27 protein-coding genes are annotated in these 15735 nt (G+C 66.6%); all 27 read left to right on the top strand.

All coding sequences use genetic code 11. From position 1 onward, the window contains the following. Positions 1 to 269: 269 nt before the first annotated feature. Positions 270 to 1463 (top strand): elongation factor Tu, encoded by a 1194-nt coding sequence (tuf, locus tag QSK10_RS08040; protein ID WP_285661976.1) that lies wholly within the window; start codon positions 270 to 272, stop codon positions 1461 to 1463. Between the two features lie 356 nt (positions 1464 to 1819). Then, the gene (rpsJ, locus tag QSK10_RS08035) at positions 1820 to 2128 is read left to right on the top strand and encodes a 30S ribosomal protein S10 (RefSeq protein WP_184790214.1); all 309 of its coding nucleotides are present in this window, start codon (positions 1820 to 1822) and stop codon (positions 2126 to 2128) included. Between the two features lie 12 nt (positions 2129 to 2140). Beyond that, positions 2141 to 2809, top strand: a complete 669-nt coding sequence (rplC, locus tag QSK10_RS08030) for a 50S ribosomal protein L3 (RefSeq protein WP_285661975.1) — start codon at positions 2141 to 2143, stop codon at positions 2807 to 2809. A gap of 14 nt (positions 2810 to 2823) precedes the next feature. Further along, positions 2824 to 3462 (top strand): 50S ribosomal protein L4, encoded by a 639-nt coding sequence (gene rplD, locus QSK10_RS08025; protein WP_432705318.1) that lies wholly within the window; start codon positions 2824 to 2826, stop codon positions 3460 to 3462. Further along, a complete protein-coding gene (gene rplW, locus QSK10_RS08020; protein WP_285661973.1) occupies positions 3459 to 3773 on the top strand; it encodes a 50S ribosomal protein L23 in 315 nt (104 codons plus the stop codon). The genes rplD and rplW overlap by 4 nt, the downstream gene beginning before the upstream one ends. A 15-nt stretch (positions 3774 to 3788) precedes the next feature. After that, complete coding sequence (gene rplB / locus QSK10_RS08015; RefSeq protein WP_285661972.1) at positions 3789 to 4625, top strand: 50S ribosomal protein L2; 837 nt, start codon at positions 3789 to 3791, stop codon at positions 4623 to 4625. Between the two features lie 12 nt (positions 4626 to 4637). Then, positions 4638 to 4919, top strand: coding sequence for a 30S ribosomal protein S19 (gene rpsS / locus QSK10_RS08010; protein ID WP_285661971.1), 282 nt, complete (start codon positions 4638 to 4640; stop codon positions 4917 to 4919). A 25-nt stretch (positions 4920 to 4944) separates the two neighbouring features. Then, positions 4945 to 5430, top strand: coding sequence for a 50S ribosomal protein L22 (rplV, locus tag QSK10_RS08005; protein ID WP_432705299.1), 486 nt, complete (start codon positions 4945 to 4947; stop codon positions 5428 to 5430). Then, complete coding sequence (rpsC, locus tag QSK10_RS08000; protein ID WP_349497675.1) at positions 5430 to 6233, top strand: 30S ribosomal protein S3; 804 nt, start codon at positions 5430 to 5432, stop codon at positions 6231 to 6233. The genes rplV and rpsC overlap by 1 nt, the downstream gene beginning before the upstream one ends. 6 nt (positions 6234 to 6239) lie before the next feature. Beyond that, positions 6240 to 6665 (top strand): 50S ribosomal protein L16, encoded by a 426-nt coding sequence (gene rplP, locus QSK10_RS07995; protein ID WP_285661969.1) that lies wholly within the window; start codon positions 6240 to 6242, stop codon positions 6663 to 6665. Continuing rightward, entirely contained in the window at positions 6665 to 6898 is a 234-nt protein-coding gene (gene rpmC / locus QSK10_RS07990; RefSeq protein ID WP_285661968.1) for a 50S ribosomal protein L29, read from the top strand. The genes rplP and rpmC overlap by 1 nt, the downstream gene beginning before the upstream one ends. After that, positions 6895 to 7161: a 30S ribosomal protein S17 gene (gene rpsQ, locus QSK10_RS07985; RefSeq protein ID WP_285661967.1), complete on the top strand. Its 267-nt coding sequence runs from the start codon at positions 6895 to 6897 to the stop codon at positions 7159 to 7161. The genes rpmC and rpsQ overlap by 4 nt, the downstream gene beginning before the upstream one ends. A gap of 9 nt (positions 7162 to 7170) precedes the next feature. Then, positions 7171 to 7539, top strand: coding sequence for a 50S ribosomal protein L14 (gene rplN / locus QSK10_RS07980; RefSeq protein ID WP_285661966.1), 369 nt, complete (start codon positions 7171 to 7173; stop codon positions 7537 to 7539). A gap of 3 nt (positions 7540 to 7542) precedes the next feature. Further along, complete coding sequence (rplX, locus tag QSK10_RS07975; RefSeq protein WP_285661965.1) at positions 7543 to 7857, top strand: 50S ribosomal protein L24; 315 nt, start codon at positions 7543 to 7545, stop codon at positions 7855 to 7857. A gap of 4 nt (positions 7858 to 7861) precedes the next feature. Next, the gene (rplE, locus tag QSK10_RS07970) at positions 7862 to 8422 is read left to right on the top strand and encodes a 50S ribosomal protein L5 (RefSeq protein WP_349497674.1); all 561 of its coding nucleotides are present in this window, start codon (positions 7862 to 7864) and stop codon (positions 8420 to 8422) included. 4 nt (positions 8423 to 8426) lie between these two features. Continuing rightward, on the top strand, positions 8427 to 8612 hold the full coding sequence (locus tag QSK10_RS07965; protein ID WP_285661964.1) for a type Z 30S ribosomal protein S14: 186 nt from the start codon (positions 8427 to 8429) through the stop codon (positions 8610 to 8612). A 76-nt stretch (positions 8613 to 8688) separates the two neighbouring features. Continuing rightward, a complete protein-coding gene (gene rpsH, locus QSK10_RS07960) occupies positions 8689 to 9096 on the top strand; it encodes a 30S ribosomal protein S8 (RefSeq protein WP_285661963.1) in 408 nt (135 codons plus the stop codon). 17 nt (positions 9097 to 9113) lie between these two features. Continuing rightward, positions 9114 to 9653 carry a 50S ribosomal protein L6 gene (gene rplF / locus QSK10_RS07955; protein WP_285661962.1) on the top strand — a complete coding sequence of 180 codons (540 nt, stop codon included), beginning with the start codon at positions 9114 to 9116 and terminating at the stop codon, positions 9651 to 9653. Next, positions 9654 to 10049, top strand: coding sequence for a 50S ribosomal protein L18 (gene rplR / locus QSK10_RS07950; protein WP_285661961.1), 396 nt, complete (start codon positions 9654 to 9656; stop codon positions 10047 to 10049). It abuts the gene before it with no gap. Positions 10050 to 10239: 190 nt separating this feature from the next. After that, complete coding sequence (gene rpsE / locus QSK10_RS07945; RefSeq protein ID WP_285661960.1) at positions 10240 to 10863, top strand: 30S ribosomal protein S5; 624 nt, start codon at positions 10240 to 10242, stop codon at positions 10861 to 10863. Positions 10864 to 10875: 12 nt separating this feature from the next. Continuing rightward, entirely contained in the window at positions 10876 to 11058 is a 183-nt protein-coding gene (gene rpmD, locus QSK10_RS07940; protein ID WP_285661959.1) for a 50S ribosomal protein L30, read from the top strand. A 2-nt stretch (positions 11059 to 11060) separates the two neighbouring features. Continuing rightward, positions 11061 to 11519, top strand: a complete 459-nt coding sequence (gene rplO / locus QSK10_RS07935; protein WP_285661958.1) for a 50S ribosomal protein L15 — start codon at positions 11061 to 11063, stop codon at positions 11517 to 11519. A 208-nt stretch (positions 11520 to 11727) separates the two neighbouring features. Next, positions 11728 to 13050, top strand: a complete 1323-nt coding sequence (gene secY / locus QSK10_RS07930; RefSeq protein WP_285661957.1) for a preprotein translocase subunit SecY — start codon at positions 11728 to 11730, stop codon at positions 13048 to 13050. Between the two features lie 30 nt (positions 13051 to 13080). Then, the gene (locus tag QSK10_RS07925; RefSeq protein WP_285661956.1) at positions 13081 to 13734 is read left to right on the top strand and encodes an adenylate kinase; all 654 of its coding nucleotides are present in this window, start codon (positions 13081 to 13083) and stop codon (positions 13732 to 13734) included. A gap of 9 nt (positions 13735 to 13743) precedes the next feature. After that, positions 13744 to 14574, top strand: coding sequence for a type I methionyl aminopeptidase (gene map / locus QSK10_RS07920; protein ID WP_285661955.1), 831 nt, complete (start codon positions 13744 to 13746; stop codon positions 14572 to 14574). Between the two features lie 98 nt (positions 14575 to 14672). Next, positions 14673 to 15158, top strand: a complete 486-nt coding sequence (locus tag QSK10_RS07915; protein ID WP_285661954.1) for a DUF1707 SHOCT-like domain-containing protein — start codon at positions 14673 to 14675, stop codon at positions 15156 to 15158. Continuing rightward, the gene (locus QSK10_RS07910; RefSeq protein ID WP_285661953.1) at positions 15148 to 15705 is read left to right on the top strand and encodes a DUF1707 SHOCT-like domain-containing protein; all 558 of its coding nucleotides are present in this window, start codon (positions 15148 to 15150) and stop codon (positions 15703 to 15705) included. The genes QSK10_RS07915 and QSK10_RS07910 overlap by 11 nt, the downstream gene beginning before the upstream one ends. Positions 15706 to 15735 lie beyond the last annotated feature (30 nt).

Raw genomic sequence — 15735 nt, 5'->3', positions numbered from 1 at the left:
GTCCGTAGTACGAGCCGCATGGCAAGGCCGGGTGCGAGTGCCTCACGAGTCACGAACACCCAGGCCACCGGCGGACAGCCGGAACCGATGCGTTAGTTTCGGGCAGCCTTGTTCGAGGGAGACCACGGCCGTGGGAGATCTCGGACACCGGCCGCCCGGGACGGCGAGTCAAACCGCATAACCCGCACGGCCCGAAGGGTCTTTGGACCCGGCGGGCTGTGACCCAAGGTAAATCGACGTAGATCCAAGCAGTCCACAGGAGGACGACAGTGGCGAAGGCGAAGTTCGAGCGGACTAAGCCGCACGTCAACATCGGCACCATCGGTCACATCGACCACGGTAAGACGACGCTGACGGCGGCCATCACCAAGGTCCTGCACGACAAGTTCCCGGACCTGAACCCGTACACCCCGTTCGACGAGATCGACAAGGCGCCCGAAGAGAAGCAGCGCGGTATCACCATCTCCATCGCGCACGTGGAGTACCAGACGGAGACCCGTCACTACGCCCACGTCGACTGCCCCGGTCACGCCGACTACATCAAGAACATGATCACCGGTGCCGCCCAGATGGACGGCGCGATCCTGGTGGTCTCGGCGACCGACGGCCCGATGCCGCAGACCAAGGAGCACGTGCTCCTGGCCCGCCAGGTCGGTGTCCCGTACATCGTCGTCGCGCTCAACAAGTCCGACATGGTCGACGACGAGGAGATCCTCGAACTCGTCGAGATGGAGGTCCGCGAGCTGCTGAGCACCTACGAGTTCCCGGGCGACGACGCTCCGGTCGTGAAGGTCTCCGCGCTCAAGGCCCTTGAGGGTGACGAAGAGTGGGCGAACTCGGTCGCCGAGCTCATGGACGCCGTCGACGCGTCGATCCCGGAGCCGGCCCGTGAGACCGACAAGCCGTTCCTCATGCCCGTCGAGGACGTCTTCACGATCACCGGTCGCGGCACCGTGATCACCGGTCGTGTCGAGCGCGGTGTGCTGCTCCCGAACGAGGACGTCGAGATCATCGGCATCCGCGAGAAGGCGATCACCACCAAGGTCACCGCCATCGAGATGTTCCGCAAGACCCTCGAAGACGCGCGCGCCGGTGAGAACGTCGGCCTGCTCCTCCGCGGTGTCAAGCGTGAGGACGTCGAGCGCGGCCAGGTCGTCATCAAGCCCGGCACCTCGACCCCGCACACCAACTTCGAGGCCCAGGTCTACATCCTCTCGAAGGACGAGGGCGGCCGTCACACGCCGTTCTTCAACAACTACCGTCCGCAGTTCTACTTCCGGACCACCGACGTGACCGGTGTCGTTACCCTCCCCGAGGGCACCGACATGATCATGCCCGGTGACAACACCTCCATGACCGTTGAGCTGATCCAGCCCATCGCCATGGACGAGGGTCTCCTCTTCGCCATCCGCGAGGGTGGCCGCACGGTCGGTTCCGGCCGTGTCACGAAGATCCTGAAGTAATTCAGGCTCTGAAGTAGGACCTTCACCACAACGCACGCATCGAAAGCTCACGCTTCCGGTGTGACGTACGCCGGGGAGTGGCCCCCGGACTGGGATCGCTCCCCGGCGTACGGCATAATGAACAGGTTGCGCCCTGCGGGGCGACGGGCAGGTCTGCGCCCAGATCCGGAATAGATCGGATACGGGCGAGGGGACTCCGGCACCGCATCAAGGGGCGCGCAAGAGCCTTCCGCGTTCGAAAGCTCCTCGTTCTCCGGCTTCGCCGTGGGATGAGACTGTCCGGAGGACGCGACACGCCCGACCTCGGGGACCGGACAAAACGGCCCTGAAACGAGTGGGATGAGAGTAAAGGAACCATGGCGGGACAGAAGATCCGCATTCGGCTCAAGGCCTACGACCACGAGGTCGTGGACTCCTCGGCGCGGAAGATCGTCGAGACGGTTACGCGTACCGGTGCCAACATCGCGGGGCCCGTGCCGCTCCCGACGGAGGTCAACCGCTTCTGCGTGATCCGTTCGCCGCACAAGTACAAGGACTCGCGTGAGCACTTCGAGATGCGCACGCACAAGCGCCTGATCGACATCCTTGACCCGACGCCCAAGACGGTCGACTCGCTGATGCGCCTCGACCTGCCGGCCGGTGTCGACATCGAGATCAAGCTGTAGGGACCAGAGGCGATGGATAGGCAAGTCAACGGCATCCTGGGCAAGAAGCTCGGTATGACCCAGGTGTGGGACGAGAACAACCGCGTCGTCCCCGTCACCGTCGTGCAGGCCGGCCCGTGTGTGGTGACGCAGGTGCGCACCACCGAGGTGGACGGTTACTCCGCGGTGCAGCTCGCGTTCGGTGCGATCGACCCCCGCAAGGTCACGCAGCCGCTTCGCGGTCACTACGCCAAGTCCGAGTCCGCCCCCCGCCGCCACGTGGTGGAGCTGCGGACCCCCGACGCCGGCGAGTACACGCCCGGCGACGAGGTGACGGTCGGCAAGTTCGACGGCGTCAAGCTGATCGACGTGACCGGCACCACCAAGGGCAAGGGCTACGCCGGTGTCATGAAGCGACACGGCTTCCACGGTCTTCGCGCCTCGCACGGTGTGCAGCGCAAGCACCGTTCCCCGGGCTCCATCGGCGGTTGCGCCACGCCCGGTCGCGTGTTCAAGGGCATGCGCATGGCGGGTCGCATGGGTGGCGTTCGCCAGACCGTGCAGAACCTGACCATCCACGCGGTGGACACCGAGAACAACCTGATCCTGATCAAGGGTGCGATCCCCGGTCCCAAGGGCGGCCTCGTGCTGGTCCGCACGGCCGTGAAGACCGCGCTGGGCAAGGGTGGTGCGGCCAAGTGAGCCTCCAGGTAGACATCAAGAACCCCGTCGGTGACGGCAAGTCGACCGAGACGGTCGACCTCCCGGCCGAGGTGTTCGACCGCCAGGTCAACATCCCGCTGATGCACCAGGTCGTCGTGGCCCAGCTGGCCGCGGCCCGCCAGGGCACGCACAAGGCGAAGACCCGCGGCGAGGTCTCCGGCGGCGGCAAGAAGCCGTACCGCCAGAAGGGCACCGGCCGCGCCCGTCAGGGCTCGACCCGCGCGCCGCAGTTCGCCGGCGGTGGCGTCGTCCACGGTCCCCTGCCCCGCGACTACTCGCAGCGCACCCCCAAGAAGATGAAGGCCGCCGCCCTGCGCAGCGCCCTCTCCGACCGGGCCCGCAGCGAGCAGCTGCACGTCGTCTCCGCGCTCATCGAGGGCGAGACCCCGAAGACGAAGACCGCTCTGGAGAACCTGCGCAAGGTCACCTCCGCCAAGCGCGTCCTGGTCGTTCTCGACCGCTTCGACGAGGTCACCTGGCTGAGCCTGCGCAACGAGCAGTCGGTGCATCTGCTGGTCGTCGACCAGCTGAACACCTACGACGTGCTCGTGAACGACGACGTGGTCTTCACCAAGGGCGCTTACGACGCCTTCGTTGGCCGCGACAACAAGATCGAGGAGGCCGCGGAATGAGTGGCGTCGACACCTCGGACCCGCGCGACATCATCCTCGCGCCGGTCATCTCGGAGAAGAGCTACGGCCTCACCGAGCAGAACAAGTTCACGTTCCTGGTGCACCCGAGTGCGAACAAGACGCACATCAAGCAGGCCATCCAGGCGATCTTCGAGGTGAAGGTGGCCAGCGTGAACACCATCAACCGTGAGGGTAAGCGCAAGCGCACCCGCACCGGTTGGGGCAAGCGCAAGGACACCAAGCGCGCGATCGTGACCGTTGACGGAGACAGCACCGCTCTCTCCGAGATCTTCGGCGCCGCGGCCGGCTAAGGAGCTTGAACCAGAATGGGCATCCGCAAGTACAAGCCGACGACCCCGGGTCGTCGCGGTTCGAGTGTGGCCGACTTCGTCGAGATCACCCGCACCACTCCCGAAAAGTCGCTGCTGCGTCCGCTGTCCTCTAGCGGTGGCCGCAACTCCCACGGCCGGATCACCACCCGGCACCGTGGTGGCGGCCACAAGCGCCAGTACCGTCTGATCGACTTCCGTCGTCACGACAAGGACGGCATCCCGGCCAAGGTCGCGCACATCGAGTACGACCCCAACCGCACCGCGCGCATCGCGCTGCTGCACTACGCCGACGGTGAGAAGCGCTACATCCTGGCGCCGAAGGACCTGAAGCAGGGCGCCGCGATCGAGAACGGCCCCTCGGCCGACATCAAGCCGGGCAACAACCTCCCGCTGCGCAACATCCCCGTGGGTACCACCATCCACGCGGTGGAGCTGCGCCCGGGCGGCGGCGCCAAGCTGGCCCGTTCGGCCGGCTCGTCGATCCAGCTCCTCGCCCGTGAGGGTCAGTACGCGCACCTGCGCATGCCGTCCGGCGAGATCCGCCTGGTCGACACGCGTTGCCGCGCGACCGTCGGCGAGGTCGGCAACGCCGAGCAGTCGAACATCAACTGGGGCAAGGCCGGCCGTATGCGCTGGAAGGGCCGTCGTCCCACCGTCCGTGGTGTCGCCATGAACCCGGTCGACCACCCGCACGGTGGTGGTGAGGGTAAGACCTCCGGTGGCCGTCACCCGGTCAACCCGCAGGGTAAGCCCGAGGGCCGTACGCGCGCCAAGCGCAAGCCGAGCGACCGGCTCATCGTCCGTCGCCGCTACGTGAACCGGAAGCGATGAGGTAGGTAGCCAATGCCGCGCAGTTTGAAGAAGGGTCCGTTCATCGACGACCACCTCCTGAAGAAGGTGGAAAAGGCCGTCGAGACGAACTCCAAGAACGTCATCAAGACCTGGTCGCGCCGGTCGACGATCATCCCGGACATGATCGGGCTGACCTTCGCCGTCCACGACGGGCGCAAGCACGTCCCGGTGTTCGTCACCGAGGCGATGGTCGGGCACAAGCTCGGCGAGTTCGCGCTCACCCGGACGTTCCGTTCGCACGACAAAGACGACCGCAAGAGCCGCCGCCGCTAGGCGCGGATAACGAGCAAGGGGACTATTGATGGCAAGCAAGGACGCCGTTCAGGCGCCGGGCGCCCGCGCCATTGCGCGGCACGTCCGCGTGTCGCCGAACAAGGCGCGTCGTGTCGTCAACCTCGTTCGTGGTCTGCCCGCGACCGAGGCTCTGACGGTGCTGAAGTTCGCCCCGCAGGCGGCGAGCGAGCCCGTGTACAAGGTGGTCGCCAGCGCGATCGCCAACGCGGAGAACAACGAGCGGCTCGACCCCGAGTCGCTGCTCATCTCCGAGGCCTTCGTTGACGAGGGCCCGACGATGAAGCGGTACCGTCCGCGGGCCCACGGCCGCGCGTACCGGATCCGCAAGCGGACCAGCCACATCACGATCGTGGTGGAGAGCGTCACGGCGGCTGCCGCCCCGGTGACCGCGCCCCGCCGCCCGGCTCGTGCCGCCGCCGAGGCCCCCAAGGCCGAGGCTGTCGAGACGACCGAGACGACCGAGGCGACGGAGAAGGAAGGCGCCGAGTAATGGGTCAGAAGATTCACCCGCACGGGTTCCGGCTCGGCATCAGCGCCGACTGGACCTCGCGCTGGTACGCCGACAAGCTCTACCGCGACTACGTGTCCGAGGACGTGAAGATCCGCAAGCTCATGTCCACGGGCATGGACCGCGCGGGCATCGCGAAGGTGGACATCGAGCGCACCCGTGACAAGGTCCGCGTCGACATTCACACCGCCCGTCCGGGCATCGTGATCGGCCGCAAGGGCGCCGAGGCCGAGAAGCTTCGCGAGAAGCTGGTGAAGCTCACCAACAAGCAGGTGCAGCTGAACATCCTTGAGGTCAAGAACCCCGAGTCGGACGCGCAGCTGGTTGCGCAGGGCATCGCCGAGCAGCTGGCGAGCCGGGTCAACTTCCGTCGCGCGATGCGCAAGGCCATTCAGTCGGCCATGCGCAACCCGACCGTGAAGGGCATCCGGGTTCAGTGCGGCGGCCGTCTCGGCGGCGCCGAGATGTCCCGCTCGGAGTTCTACCGCGAGGGTCGCGTTCCGCTGCACACGCTGCGCGCGAACATCGACTACGGCCTGTTCGAGGCCCGCACCAACTTCGGCCAGATCGGCGTGAAGGTGTGGATCTACAAGGGCGAGGGCGTGCCCGGTCGCGATGGCGACCAGCAGCAGCGCCCGCAGCGTCGCGCCGGTGAGCGTCCGGAGCGGGGTGCCCGCCGCGGCGGCGACCGTCCCGCCCGTGTGCGCTCGGGCGCGTCGGGTACGACGGCAACTGGCACCGAGGCCGGCCGCGCCGCCTCTGGTGAGACGAAGCAGGAGGGCTGAGCAGCCATGCTTATGCCACGTAAGCCCCCGAAGGGCTTCCGTAAGCCGCACAACCCGAAGCGTTCGGGTAAGAGCAAGGGCGGCACGAAGGTCACTTTCGGTGAGTTCGGCATCCAGGCTCTTAGCCCGGCGTACGTGACGAACCGTCAGATCGAATCGGCCCGTATCGCGATGACCCGCCACATCAAGCGTGGCGGCAAGGTCTGGATCAACATCTTCCCGGACCAGTCGATCACGAAGAAGCCCGCCGAGACCCGCATGGGTTCCGGTAAGGGAACTCCGGAGTGGTGGATCGCGAACGTGAAGCCGGGCCGGGTCATGTTCGAGCTGTCGTTCCCGAACGAGACGGTCGCGCGTGAGGCACTTCGTCGCGCGATGCACAAGCTCCCGATGAAGTGCCGGATCGTGACGCGCGAAGTGGGTGATGTGTGATGGCGGCGACTATCGCTGCCGGCGAGCTCCGTGAGCTGGCCGACGATGAGCTGCTCGCGCGGCTGAAGGAATGCAAGCAAGAGCTGTTCAACCTGCGTATGCAGGCGGCCACCGGCCAGCTCGACGACAACCGGGGATTGAAGGCCGTGCGCCACAACATCGCCCGGATCTACACGATCATGCGTGAGCGCGAGCTGGGCCTGTCCGTCGCGCCGACGGAGGTTGAGGCATGAGCACCGAAGAAGCGCGCGGGCGCCGCAAGGTCCGGGAGGGCCTGGTCGTCAGCGACAAGATGGACAAGACCGCGGTCGTCCTCGTAGAGGACCGCGTCAAGCACCCGCTGTACGGCAAGGTCCTGCGCCGTACGAAGAAGTACAAGGCTCACGACGAGCACAACCAGTGCGGCATCGGCGACCGTGTCCAGATCATGGAGACGCGTCCCCTCTCGGCCACCAAGCACTGGCGCATCGTCGAGATCCTTGAGAAGGCCAAGTAGGGAGCCGACGTGATTCAGCAGGAGTCGCGACTTCGCGTCGCCGACAACACCGGTGCCAGGCAGATCCTGTGCATCCGCGTGCTCGGTGGTTCGGGCCGGCGTTACGCCGGTATCGGCGACCTCATCGTGGCCACCGTCAAGGACGCCATCCCGGGCGCCGGTGTGAAGAAGGGTGACGTCGTTCGCGCCGTCGTCGTTCGCACCGCCAAGGAGAAGCGCCGTCCGGACGGTTCGTACATCCGCTTCGACGAGAACGCGGCCGTCATCATCAAGGACGACGGTGAGCCGCGCGGTACCCGCATCTTCGGCCCGGTGGGCCGTGAGCTGCGCGACAAGCGGTTCATGAAGATCATCTCCCTCGCGCCGGAGGTGCTGTAACCAATGAAGATCAAAAAGGGTGACCGGGTTCGGGTCATCGCCGGCAAGGACAAGGGCGCCGAGGGTCAGGTCATCGAGGCCTACCCCCGCACCGGCAAGGTCCTGGTCGAAGGTGTGAACCGGGTCAAGAAGCACACGCGGGTGAGCCAGACTCAGCGCGGTTCCAAGACCGGCGGCATCGTCACGCAGGAAGCGGCCATCGACGTCTCGAACGTCATGGTGCTCGACGCTGACAACCAGCCGACCCGCGTCGGTTACCGCACGGGTGAGGACGGCCGCAAGGTGCGCATCTCCCGGCGTACGGGTAAGGACCTGTAGAAGCATGAGTGACACGAAAGTTCTGCCGCGTCTGCAGAAGCGCTACCGCGAGGAGATCGCGGCGGCCATGCAGACCGAGTTCAGCTACGCCAACGTCATGCAGATCCCGGGCGTCGTGAAGGTCGTCGTGAACATGGGTGTCGGCGACGCCGCCCGTGACTCGAAGCTGATCGACGGCGCCGTCCGCGACCTGACCACGATCACCGGTCAGAAGCCGCTTCTGCGTCGCGCCCGCAAGTCCATCGCGCAGTTCAAGCTGCGCGAGGGCATGCCGATCGGCGCGAAGGTGACCCTGCGCGGCGACCGGATGTGGGAGTTCCTCGACCGGCTCCTGTCGATCGCGCTGCCCCGTATCCGCGACTTCCGCGGTCTGTCGGACCAGCAGTTCGACGGCAACGGGAACTACACCTTCGGTCTCACCGAGCAGTCGGTGTTCCACGAGATCGACCAGGACAAGATCGACCGGGTCCGCGGCATGGACATCACCGTCGTGACAACGGCAAAGACCGACGACGAGGGCCGCGCGCTGCTGAAGCAGCTCGGCTTCCCGTTCAAGGAGAAGTGACAGGATGGCCAAGAAGGCGCTGATCTACAAGGCCGCGCAGAAGCCGAAGTTCGCGGTTCGCGCGTACACCCGCTGCAACAAGTGCGGGCGTCCGAAGGCCGTGTACCGCAAGTTCGGCCTGTGCCGGGTTTGCCTGCGTTCCATGGCGCACCGGGGCGAGCTGCCCGGTGTGTGGAAGGCCTCCTGGTAACCAAACCAACCACTTCGCCACAGGCCCCCGTGTCCACGGACACGGGGGAACCGGGGCGAGAAGGGCGAGATCTGTAATGACCATGACCGACCCGATCGCGGACATGCTTACCCGTCTGCGCAACGCCAACCAGGCGTACCACGACCAGGTCGTGATGCCCCACTCCAAGATCAAGGCGAACATCGCCGAGGTCCTGAAGGCCGAGGGTTACATCGCGGGCTGGAAGGTGGAGGAGCCCGCCGAGGGCAAAGTCGGCAAGACGCTCGTCGTCGACCTGAAGTTCGGCCAGAACCGTGAGCGGAGCCTCGCCGGCATCCGTCGCGTGTCCAAGCCGGGCCTGCGGGTTTACGCCAAGTCGACCGAGCTGCCGCGTGTGCTCGGCGGCCTCGGCGTGGCCATCGTGTCCACGTCCGACGGCCTGCTGACCGACCGTCAGGCTCGCAAGCGTGGAGTGGGCGGGGAAGTCCTCGCCTACGTCTGGTAAGGGAAGGCTGCGAGCACATGTCGCGCATCGGACGTAAGAGCATCCCGGTCCCGGCCGGCGTGGACGTCGCCATCGAGGGTTCCTTCGTGAAGGTGAAGGGCCCCAAGGGCGAGCTGACCCACACCCTGGCGGAGCCGATCACCATCAGCAAGACCGAAGCCGGTGAGCTTTCGGTCGAGCGCCCCGACGACGAGCGGAAGTCCCGTGCCCTGCACGGTCTGTCCCGCACCCTGGTGGCCAACATGGTCACCGGCGTCACCGAGGGTTACAAGAAGAGCCTGGAGATCAACGGCACGGGTTACCGTGTGCAGATGAAGGGCACGGACCTTGAGTTCGCGCTCGGGTTCTCCCACCCGGTCGTCGTGAAGGCGCCCGAGGGCATCGTCTTCTCCGTCGAGCGCCCGACGCTGTTCCACGTCGAGGGCATCGACAAGCAGAAGGTCGGCGAGGTCTCCGCCAACATCCGCAAGATCCGGCCGCCGGAGCCGTACAAGGGCAAGGGCGTCAAGTACGTCGGCGAGCACATCCGTCGCAAGGCGGGGAAGGCAGGTAGGTAAATGTCGGCCACGCTCGCCAAGCGTCGCAATTCCGGTGGCGTCAGCGGTATCCGCCGCATCGCCCGCGACCGTCGTCACTTCCGGATCCGCCGCGATGTCACCGGCACCACCGAGCGTCCGCGCCTGGTGGTCACCCGGTCCCTCCGGCACATCGTCGCCCAGCTCGTCGACGACACCAAGGGCCACACCGTGGCCTCGGCGTCGACGCTCGAAGACTCCTTCACCGGTTTCGAGGGTGACAAGACCGCCCAGGCGAAGAAGGTCGGCGCTCTGCTGGCCGAGCGCGCCCTGGCCGCCGGTTACGACAAGGCCGTCTTCGACCGTGGCGGCAACCGCTACCACGGCCGTATCGCGGCTCTCGCCGACGCCGCCCGTGAGGGTGGCCTGGCGTTCTAAGTAGTCTCAGGACTACTCGATCTCGTGCGGATGGGGTGGAGTTCTCACCCCATCCGCATCGGTCGGTTGACGGTCGGTAAGGTTCTCCGGTCGTCACGAGCGGTTCTCACCGCTCATACCCCCGTGAGGGGCAGCGAGTCGGCGAGGTTCGCCGGCGTTTAGCGAATGAACAGAGAGAGGTAAGTGCCTGATGGCAGGTCAGCAGCGCACTGGCGGCGGCCAGGCGGCCGGCGGCGGGGGTGGCGAGGGCCGCGGCCGTCGCGACCGTCGTGACGGTGGCCGCGGCAACGCCGCCGAGAAGACCCCGCACATCGAGCGGGTCGTCTCGATCAACCGTGTCGCCAAGGTCGTCCAGGGTGGTCGTCGCTTCAGCTTCACCGCGCTGGTCGTGGTCGGCGACGGCAACGGCACCGTGGGTGTCGGCTACGGCAAGGCCAAGGAGGTGCCCGCGGCCATCGCCAAGGGTGTCGAAGAGGCCAAGAAGAACTTCTTCAAGGTGCCCCGGATCGGCAACACGATCCCGCACCCGATCATCGGTGAGGACGCCGCCGGCGTCGTCATGCTCAAGCCCGCTTCGGCCGGTACCGGCGTCATCGCCGGTGGTTCGGTTCGCGCGGTGCTGGAGTGCGCCGGTATCCACGACATCCTGAGCAAGAGCCTGGGCTCGTCGAACGCGATCAACATCGTGCACGCGACGGTGGCCGCGCTGAAGGCTCTGGAGTCGCCCGAGGCCGTGGCCAAGCGCCGTGGTCTGCCGCTTGAGGACGTCGCCCCCGCAGCCATGCTGCGCGCGATGGCCGGCGTCGAGGCGTAGGGGGTAGACAAGATGGCTCGCCTGAAGGTCACCCAGACCCGCTCGAAGATCGGTAACAAGCACAACCAGCGCGAGACGCTCCGCAGCCTCGGCCTTAAGCGGATCAATGACGTCGTCGTGAAGGAAGATCGTCCGGAGATCCGCGGCATGATCGCGACCGTGACGCACCTCGTCTCGGTTGAGGAGGTCGACTGACCATGGCCGTGAAGATCCACCACCTGCGCCCGGCGCCCGGCTCGAACACGGCTAAGACCCGTGTCGGCCGCGGTGAGGGTTCGAAGGGCAAGACCGCGGGTCGCGGTACGAAGGGTACGAAGGCGCGTAAGAACGTGTCGGCGGCCTTCGAGGGTGGGCAGATGCCCATCCACATGCGCCTGCCGAAGATGCGCGGTTTCAACAACAAGTTCAAGGTCGTGTTCCAGGTCGTGAACCTGGACCGTCTGGCCGAGCTGTTCCCGCAGGGCGGCGAGGTCGGCCCGGCCGAGCTGGTCGCCTCCGGCGCCGTCCGCAAGGGCCAGCTCATCAAGGTGCTCGGCTCCGGCGAGCTGAACGGCGTGACGCTGCAGGTCAGCGCGCACGCGTTCTCCACGTCCGCCAAGGACAAGATCGCCGCGGCCGGTGGCTCGGTGACCGTCGTCGGCAAGAAGAACGACTAGTACGTGAACGCCGTGACCGGGGGTTCCCTTTCGTTGACACGAAGGGGAGCCCCCGGTCGTTCCCGGGGACTGTTAGAGTCCGTCAGCGGCTTTGTGGACCCCATCACAAATCCGCGACGAGTCGGCCGAATCACCCGGTCGGTGCGTCAAATGCCCGTGACACACGCCATTGCCTGGCCCCCAGGCCCCGCAGCGCAGGAGGACTGAGTTGCTCTCCGCCTTCTTCAGCGCGTTTCGGACCCCCGATCTGCGCAAGAAGATCCTGTTCACGCTCTTCATCCTCGCGCTCTACCGGTTCGGGGTCCAGATTCCCAGCCCCGGTGTGTCGTACGAGAACGCCCAGTACTGCATCAACCTGAACTCCGAGAACGGCGCGACGGACGTCTTCACGCTCCTGAACCTGTTCTCCGGTGGCGCGTTGCTGCAGCTGTCGGTGTTCGCGCTGGGGATCATGCCCTACATCACCGCGAGCATCATCCTTCAGCTGCTGACGGTGGTGATCCCGCGCCTGGAGGCCCTCAAGAAGGAGGGTCAGCCCGGCCAGGTGAAGATCACCCAGTACACCCGGTACCTCACGCTGGGTCTGGCGGTGCTGCAGGCCTCCGGTTACGTGGCCCTGGCCCGTGGCGGGCAGATGTTCCAGAACTGCCCGCGCGACGTGGTCCCGGTCAACGACAAGATCCCGGACTGGCTGACCCTGGTCGTGCTGGTGACCACGATGACCGCCGGCACCGCCGTCATCATGTGGTTCGGCGAGCTGGTGACCGACCGTGGCGTCGGCAACGGCATGTCCATCCTGATCTTCACCAACATCGCCGCGCGCCTCCCCGCCGAGGGCTGGGCCATCAAGGAGGCGACCAACTGGTTCGTCTTCGGCGCGATCATCGCCATCGGCATCGCGATCATCGCCCTGGTGGTCTTCGTGGAGCAGTCGCAGCGGCGCATTCCGGTGCAGTACGCCAAGCGGCAGATCGGCCGTCGCATGTACGGCGGGACCTCGACCTACATCCCGCTGAAGGTGAACCAGGCGTCGGTGATCCCGGTGATCTTCGCCTCGTCGCTGCTGTACATCCCGTCGCTGATCACGCAGCTGGACTCCACACCGAACAAGTTCATGGTGTGGATCAACGACAACCTGGTGTCGCCTTCGAGCTGGGTGCACATCCTGGTGTACTTCCTGCTCATCATCTTCTTCACGTACTTCTACGTGGCCATCTCGTTCAACCCGACCGAGGTCGCCGACAACATGAAGAAGGTCGGCGGATTCGTTCCCGGTATCCGTCCGGGCAAGCCCACCGCTCAGTACCTTGAGTACGTGTTGAACCGGATCACATTGCCAGGTTCGCTTTACCTTGGCATCATTGCGATCCTGCCCAACCTTGCGCTCATCTGGCTCGGCGGTGGCCAGTATCTGCAGAACTTCCCGTTCGGTGGCACCGCCGTGCTGATCATCGTGGGTGTCGGCCTGGAGTCGGTCAAGCAGATCGAGAGCCAGCTGATGCAGCGCAACTACGAGGGCTTCCTTCGTTAACGCGCGAGGTTGTTGAACGGGAGTAATTGGATGCGTTTGGTACTCGTAGGGCCTCCCGGGGCCGGTAAGGGCACGCAGGCGGAGTTCATCGCCGCCCAGCTGTCGGTCCCGAAGATCTCCACCGGTGACATCTTCCGCGCCAACGTGGCCGGGGAGACTCCGCTGGGGCTGGAGGCGAAGCGGTACATGGACGCCGGCGAGCTGGTGCCGGACGAGGTCACCATCAACATGGTGGCCGGGCGCCTCGCCGAGTCCGACGCGACCGACGGCTTCCTTCTCGACGGGTTCCCCCGCACGGTCCCGCAGGCCCAGTCCCTGGACAAGCTCCTGGCGGACATGGGCACGCAGCTGGACCTGGTGCTGGAGCTCGTCGTGGACGACGACGAGGTGATCCGGCGGCTCTCGGGCCGCCGGACCTGCCGCGGCTGCGGCAAGACCTGGCACCTTGAGTTCGACCCGACCACCGTCGACGGTGTGTGCGACCGCTGCGGCGGTGAGCTGTACCAGCGCGACGACGACAAGGCCGAGACGGTCCAGAACCGGCTGCGCGAGTACGCCGACAAGACCGCTCCGCTGGTCGGTTTCTACAGCGCACAGGGCAAGCTCGCCGGGATCGACGCGACCGGTCCGGTCGAGGACGTCACCCAGCGCGCCCTGGACGTCCTGCGCTCCTACGACGGCTAAGGTCGCGGCATGGGGTGGCGCAGGGAGCACATCGAGATCAAGACCCCCGAACAGATCGGCCTGATGCGCAAGGCCGGTCTGGTCGTGGCGGCCGTGCACGAGGCCATGCGTGAGGCGACGCGTCCGGGGGTGTCCACCAAGCGGCTGGACACCATCGCCGAGACGGTCATCCGCGATCACGGGGCGATCCCGTCGTTCCTGGGTTACGACCTGGGCGACGGGGCCTACCCGGCCTCGATCTGCTCGTCGGTGAACGAGCAGGTGGTCCACGCGATCCCGACCGAGGCGCAGGTGCTCCGCGAGGGCGACCTGATCTCCATCGACGTCGGCGCGATCCTGGACGGGTGGCACGGCGACGCCGCGATCACGCTCCCGGTCGGCGAGGTCGAGCAGAAGCTGCTGGACATGGTGACGGCCGCCGAGGACGCGCTGTGGGCGGGCATCGCCGCCGCGCGCGTCGGCGGGCGCCTCACCGACATCTCCCACGCGGTGGAGACGGCCGTGGACGCCGCCGGTGAGTACGGCATCGTCGAGGGCTACGGCGGGCACGGCATCGGCACCGAGATGCACATGGACCCGCACATCCTCAACTACGGCGACCCGGGCCGGGGCGTGAAGCTCAAGTCGGGCATGGCCCTGGCGATCGAGCCGATGATCACGATGGGCTCCTCGGAGACCGTCGAGCTCGACGACGCCTGGACCGTGGTCACCGATGACGGGTCCTTCGCCGCGCACGTGGAGCACACCATCGGGCTGTGCGCCGACGGCGTGTGGGTGCTGACCGCGCCCGACGGCGGTGTGGCGCGGCTCGGCGAGCTGGTCACCGCCCGCGCCCGGTAGGTCTAGGCCCCCAATTCGCGAAGGGGGCTCGCCTTTGACGTCAGTCCGATGGCATCCTTGACGCAACCCATGGGATATGAGCACAAGGATGAGACCGCGTGGACAGTGAGCGGATGCGGGCGGGCGACTCCGACCGCGAGAAGGTCGTCGAACGGCTGCGCACGGCGATGAGCGAGGGACGGCTGTCCCTCGCCGAGTACGACGAGCGCGTGGCCGAGGCCTACAAGGCGCAGACCTACGCCGACCTGAACGAACTGCTGGTGGACCTGCCCGCGCCCGCCTCGGCGGAGCGTTCGCAGCTCGTGCCGCCGCCCTCTCCGTCGGAACGCGACCGGCAGATCGACCGCCGGCACCGCGACCGCCGCAAACACAAGCACAGCATCGCCAACGCCTGGAAGGGCTGGGCCGGTTTCGCGGTGTTCCTGACCGGCATCTGGTTCCTCTCCTCCTGGAGCGACATCCAGGAGAAGGGCTGGTCGGAGGCCATGGACGACCACAACTTCTGGCCGATGTGGCCCATCGCCGGCATCGGCCTGATCGTGCTCATGCGGACCATCTCCGGATCGAGAAGGCATGACGACTGAATCGGCTTCGACCAAACCCGCCGTGACCGAATCGGGGGAGCGCCCGGTGGAACCCAATGACAAGCTGCGCATCTCCGACGCCGACCGCGAACTGGTCGGCAAACTCCTGAAGGTCGCCATCGAGGAGGGCCGCCTCACCCTCGCCGAGTACGACGAGCGGCTGCGGCAGGCCTACGAGGCCAAGACCGTCGGCGAGCTCGCGCCGATCATCTCCGACCTGCCCCGGGTGGGGGACGGGGCGGTGGAGCACGTCGTGCCGCGCCCGGCGTCGGCGGCCTCGGGGTCCTGGTACGACCAGCCGGGCACCACGCCGCAGTGGATCAAGTGGCTGTGGGTGTCGTGGATGGTGCCGGTGTCGATCACCATGCTCATCTGGGTGATCACGCTGGTGACCGGCGACGGGACGATCTACCCGTGGCCGCTGTGGGTGGCCGGGCCGCTGGGCGCGGTGTACCTGAGCCTGACGGTCGGGGAGCGCATGACGCGTCCGGACCGGCTGCGGGCGGAGGCCGAGCGCAGGGCGCGGCGGCAGCGTCCGCAACACTGATCTGGCGCGACCGAATCCAACAAAACTTAA

The organism is Actinorhabdospora filicis (genome assembly GCF_030269765.1).
Classification (GTDB): domain Bacteria; phylum Actinomycetota; class Actinomycetes; order Mycobacteriales; family Micromonosporaceae; genus Actinorhabdospora; species Actinorhabdospora filicis.
The sequence above is the reverse complement of the archived record's forward strand: the minus strand, read 5'-3'. Positions and strand labels throughout refer to the sequence as shown.

What these genes read in the sequence shown, in the direction of transcription:
- rpsJ (WP_184790214.1), top strand. Translation starts at nt 1,820, where the DNA reads ATGGCGGGACAGAAGATCCGCATTCGGCTCAAGGCCTACGACCACGAG.
- rplC (WP_285661975.1), top strand. Translation starts at nt 2,141, where the DNA reads ATGGATAGGCAAGTCAACGGCATCCTGGGCAAGAAGCTCGGTATGACC.
- rplW (WP_285661973.1), top strand. Translation starts at nt 3,459, where the DNA reads ATGAGTGGCGTCGACACCTCGGACCCGCGCGACATCATCCTCGCGCCG.
- rplB (WP_285661972.1), top strand. Translation starts at nt 3,789, where the DNA reads ATGGGCATCCGCAAGTACAAGCCGACGACCCCGGGTCGTCGCGGTTCG.
- rpsS (WP_285661971.1), top strand. Translation starts at nt 4,638, where the DNA reads ATGCCGCGCAGTTTGAAGAAGGGTCCGTTCATCGACGACCACCTCCTG.
- rpsC (WP_349497675.1), top strand. Translation starts at nt 5,430, where the DNA reads ATGGGTCAGAAGATTCACCCGCACGGGTTCCGGCTCGGCATCAGCGCC.
- rplP (WP_285661969.1), top strand. Translation starts at nt 6,240, where the DNA reads ATGCTTATGCCACGTAAGCCCCCGAAGGGCTTCCGTAAGCCGCACAAC.
- rpmC (WP_285661968.1), top strand. Translation starts at nt 6,665, where the DNA reads ATGGCGGCGACTATCGCTGCCGGCGAGCTCCGTGAGCTGGCCGACGAT.
- rpsQ (WP_285661967.1), top strand. Translation starts at nt 6,895, where the DNA reads ATGAGCACCGAAGAAGCGCGCGGGCGCCGCAAGGTCCGGGAGGGCCTG.
- rplX (WP_285661965.1), top strand. Translation starts at nt 7,543, where the DNA reads ATGAAGATCAAAAAGGGTGACCGGGTTCGGGTCATCGCCGGCAAGGAC.
- rplE (WP_349497674.1), top strand. Translation starts at nt 7,862, where the DNA reads ATGAGTGACACGAAAGTTCTGCCGCGTCTGCAGAAGCGCTACCGCGAG.
- QSK10_RS07965 (WP_285661964.1), top strand. Translation starts at nt 8,427, where the DNA reads ATGGCCAAGAAGGCGCTGATCTACAAGGCCGCGCAGAAGCCGAAGTTC.
- rpsH (WP_285661963.1), top strand. Translation starts at nt 8,689, where the DNA reads ATGACCATGACCGACCCGATCGCGGACATGCTTACCCGTCTGCGCAAC.
- rplF (WP_285661962.1), top strand. Translation starts at nt 9,114, where the DNA reads ATGTCGCGCATCGGACGTAAGAGCATCCCGGTCCCGGCCGGCGTGGAC.
- rplR (WP_285661961.1), top strand. Translation starts at nt 9,654, where the DNA reads ATGTCGGCCACGCTCGCCAAGCGTCGCAATTCCGGTGGCGTCAGCGGT.
- rpsE (WP_285661960.1), top strand. Translation starts at nt 10,240, where the DNA reads ATGGCAGGTCAGCAGCGCACTGGCGGCGGCCAGGCGGCCGGCGGCGGG.
- rpmD (WP_285661959.1), top strand. Translation starts at nt 10,876, where the DNA reads ATGGCTCGCCTGAAGGTCACCCAGACCCGCTCGAAGATCGGTAACAAG.
- rplO (WP_285661958.1), top strand. Translation starts at nt 11,061, where the DNA reads ATGGCCGTGAAGATCCACCACCTGCGCCCGGCGCCCGGCTCGAACACG.
- QSK10_RS07925 (WP_285661956.1), top strand. Translation starts at nt 13,081, where the DNA reads ATGCGTTTGGTACTCGTAGGGCCTCCCGGGGCCGGTAAGGGCACGCAG.
- map (WP_285661955.1), top strand. Translation starts at nt 13,744, where the DNA reads ATGGGGTGGCGCAGGGAGCACATCGAGATCAAGACCCCCGAACAGATC.
- QSK10_RS07910 (WP_285661953.1), top strand. Translation starts at nt 15,148, where the DNA reads ATGACGACTGAATCGGCTTCGACCAAACCCGCCGTGACCGAATCGGGG.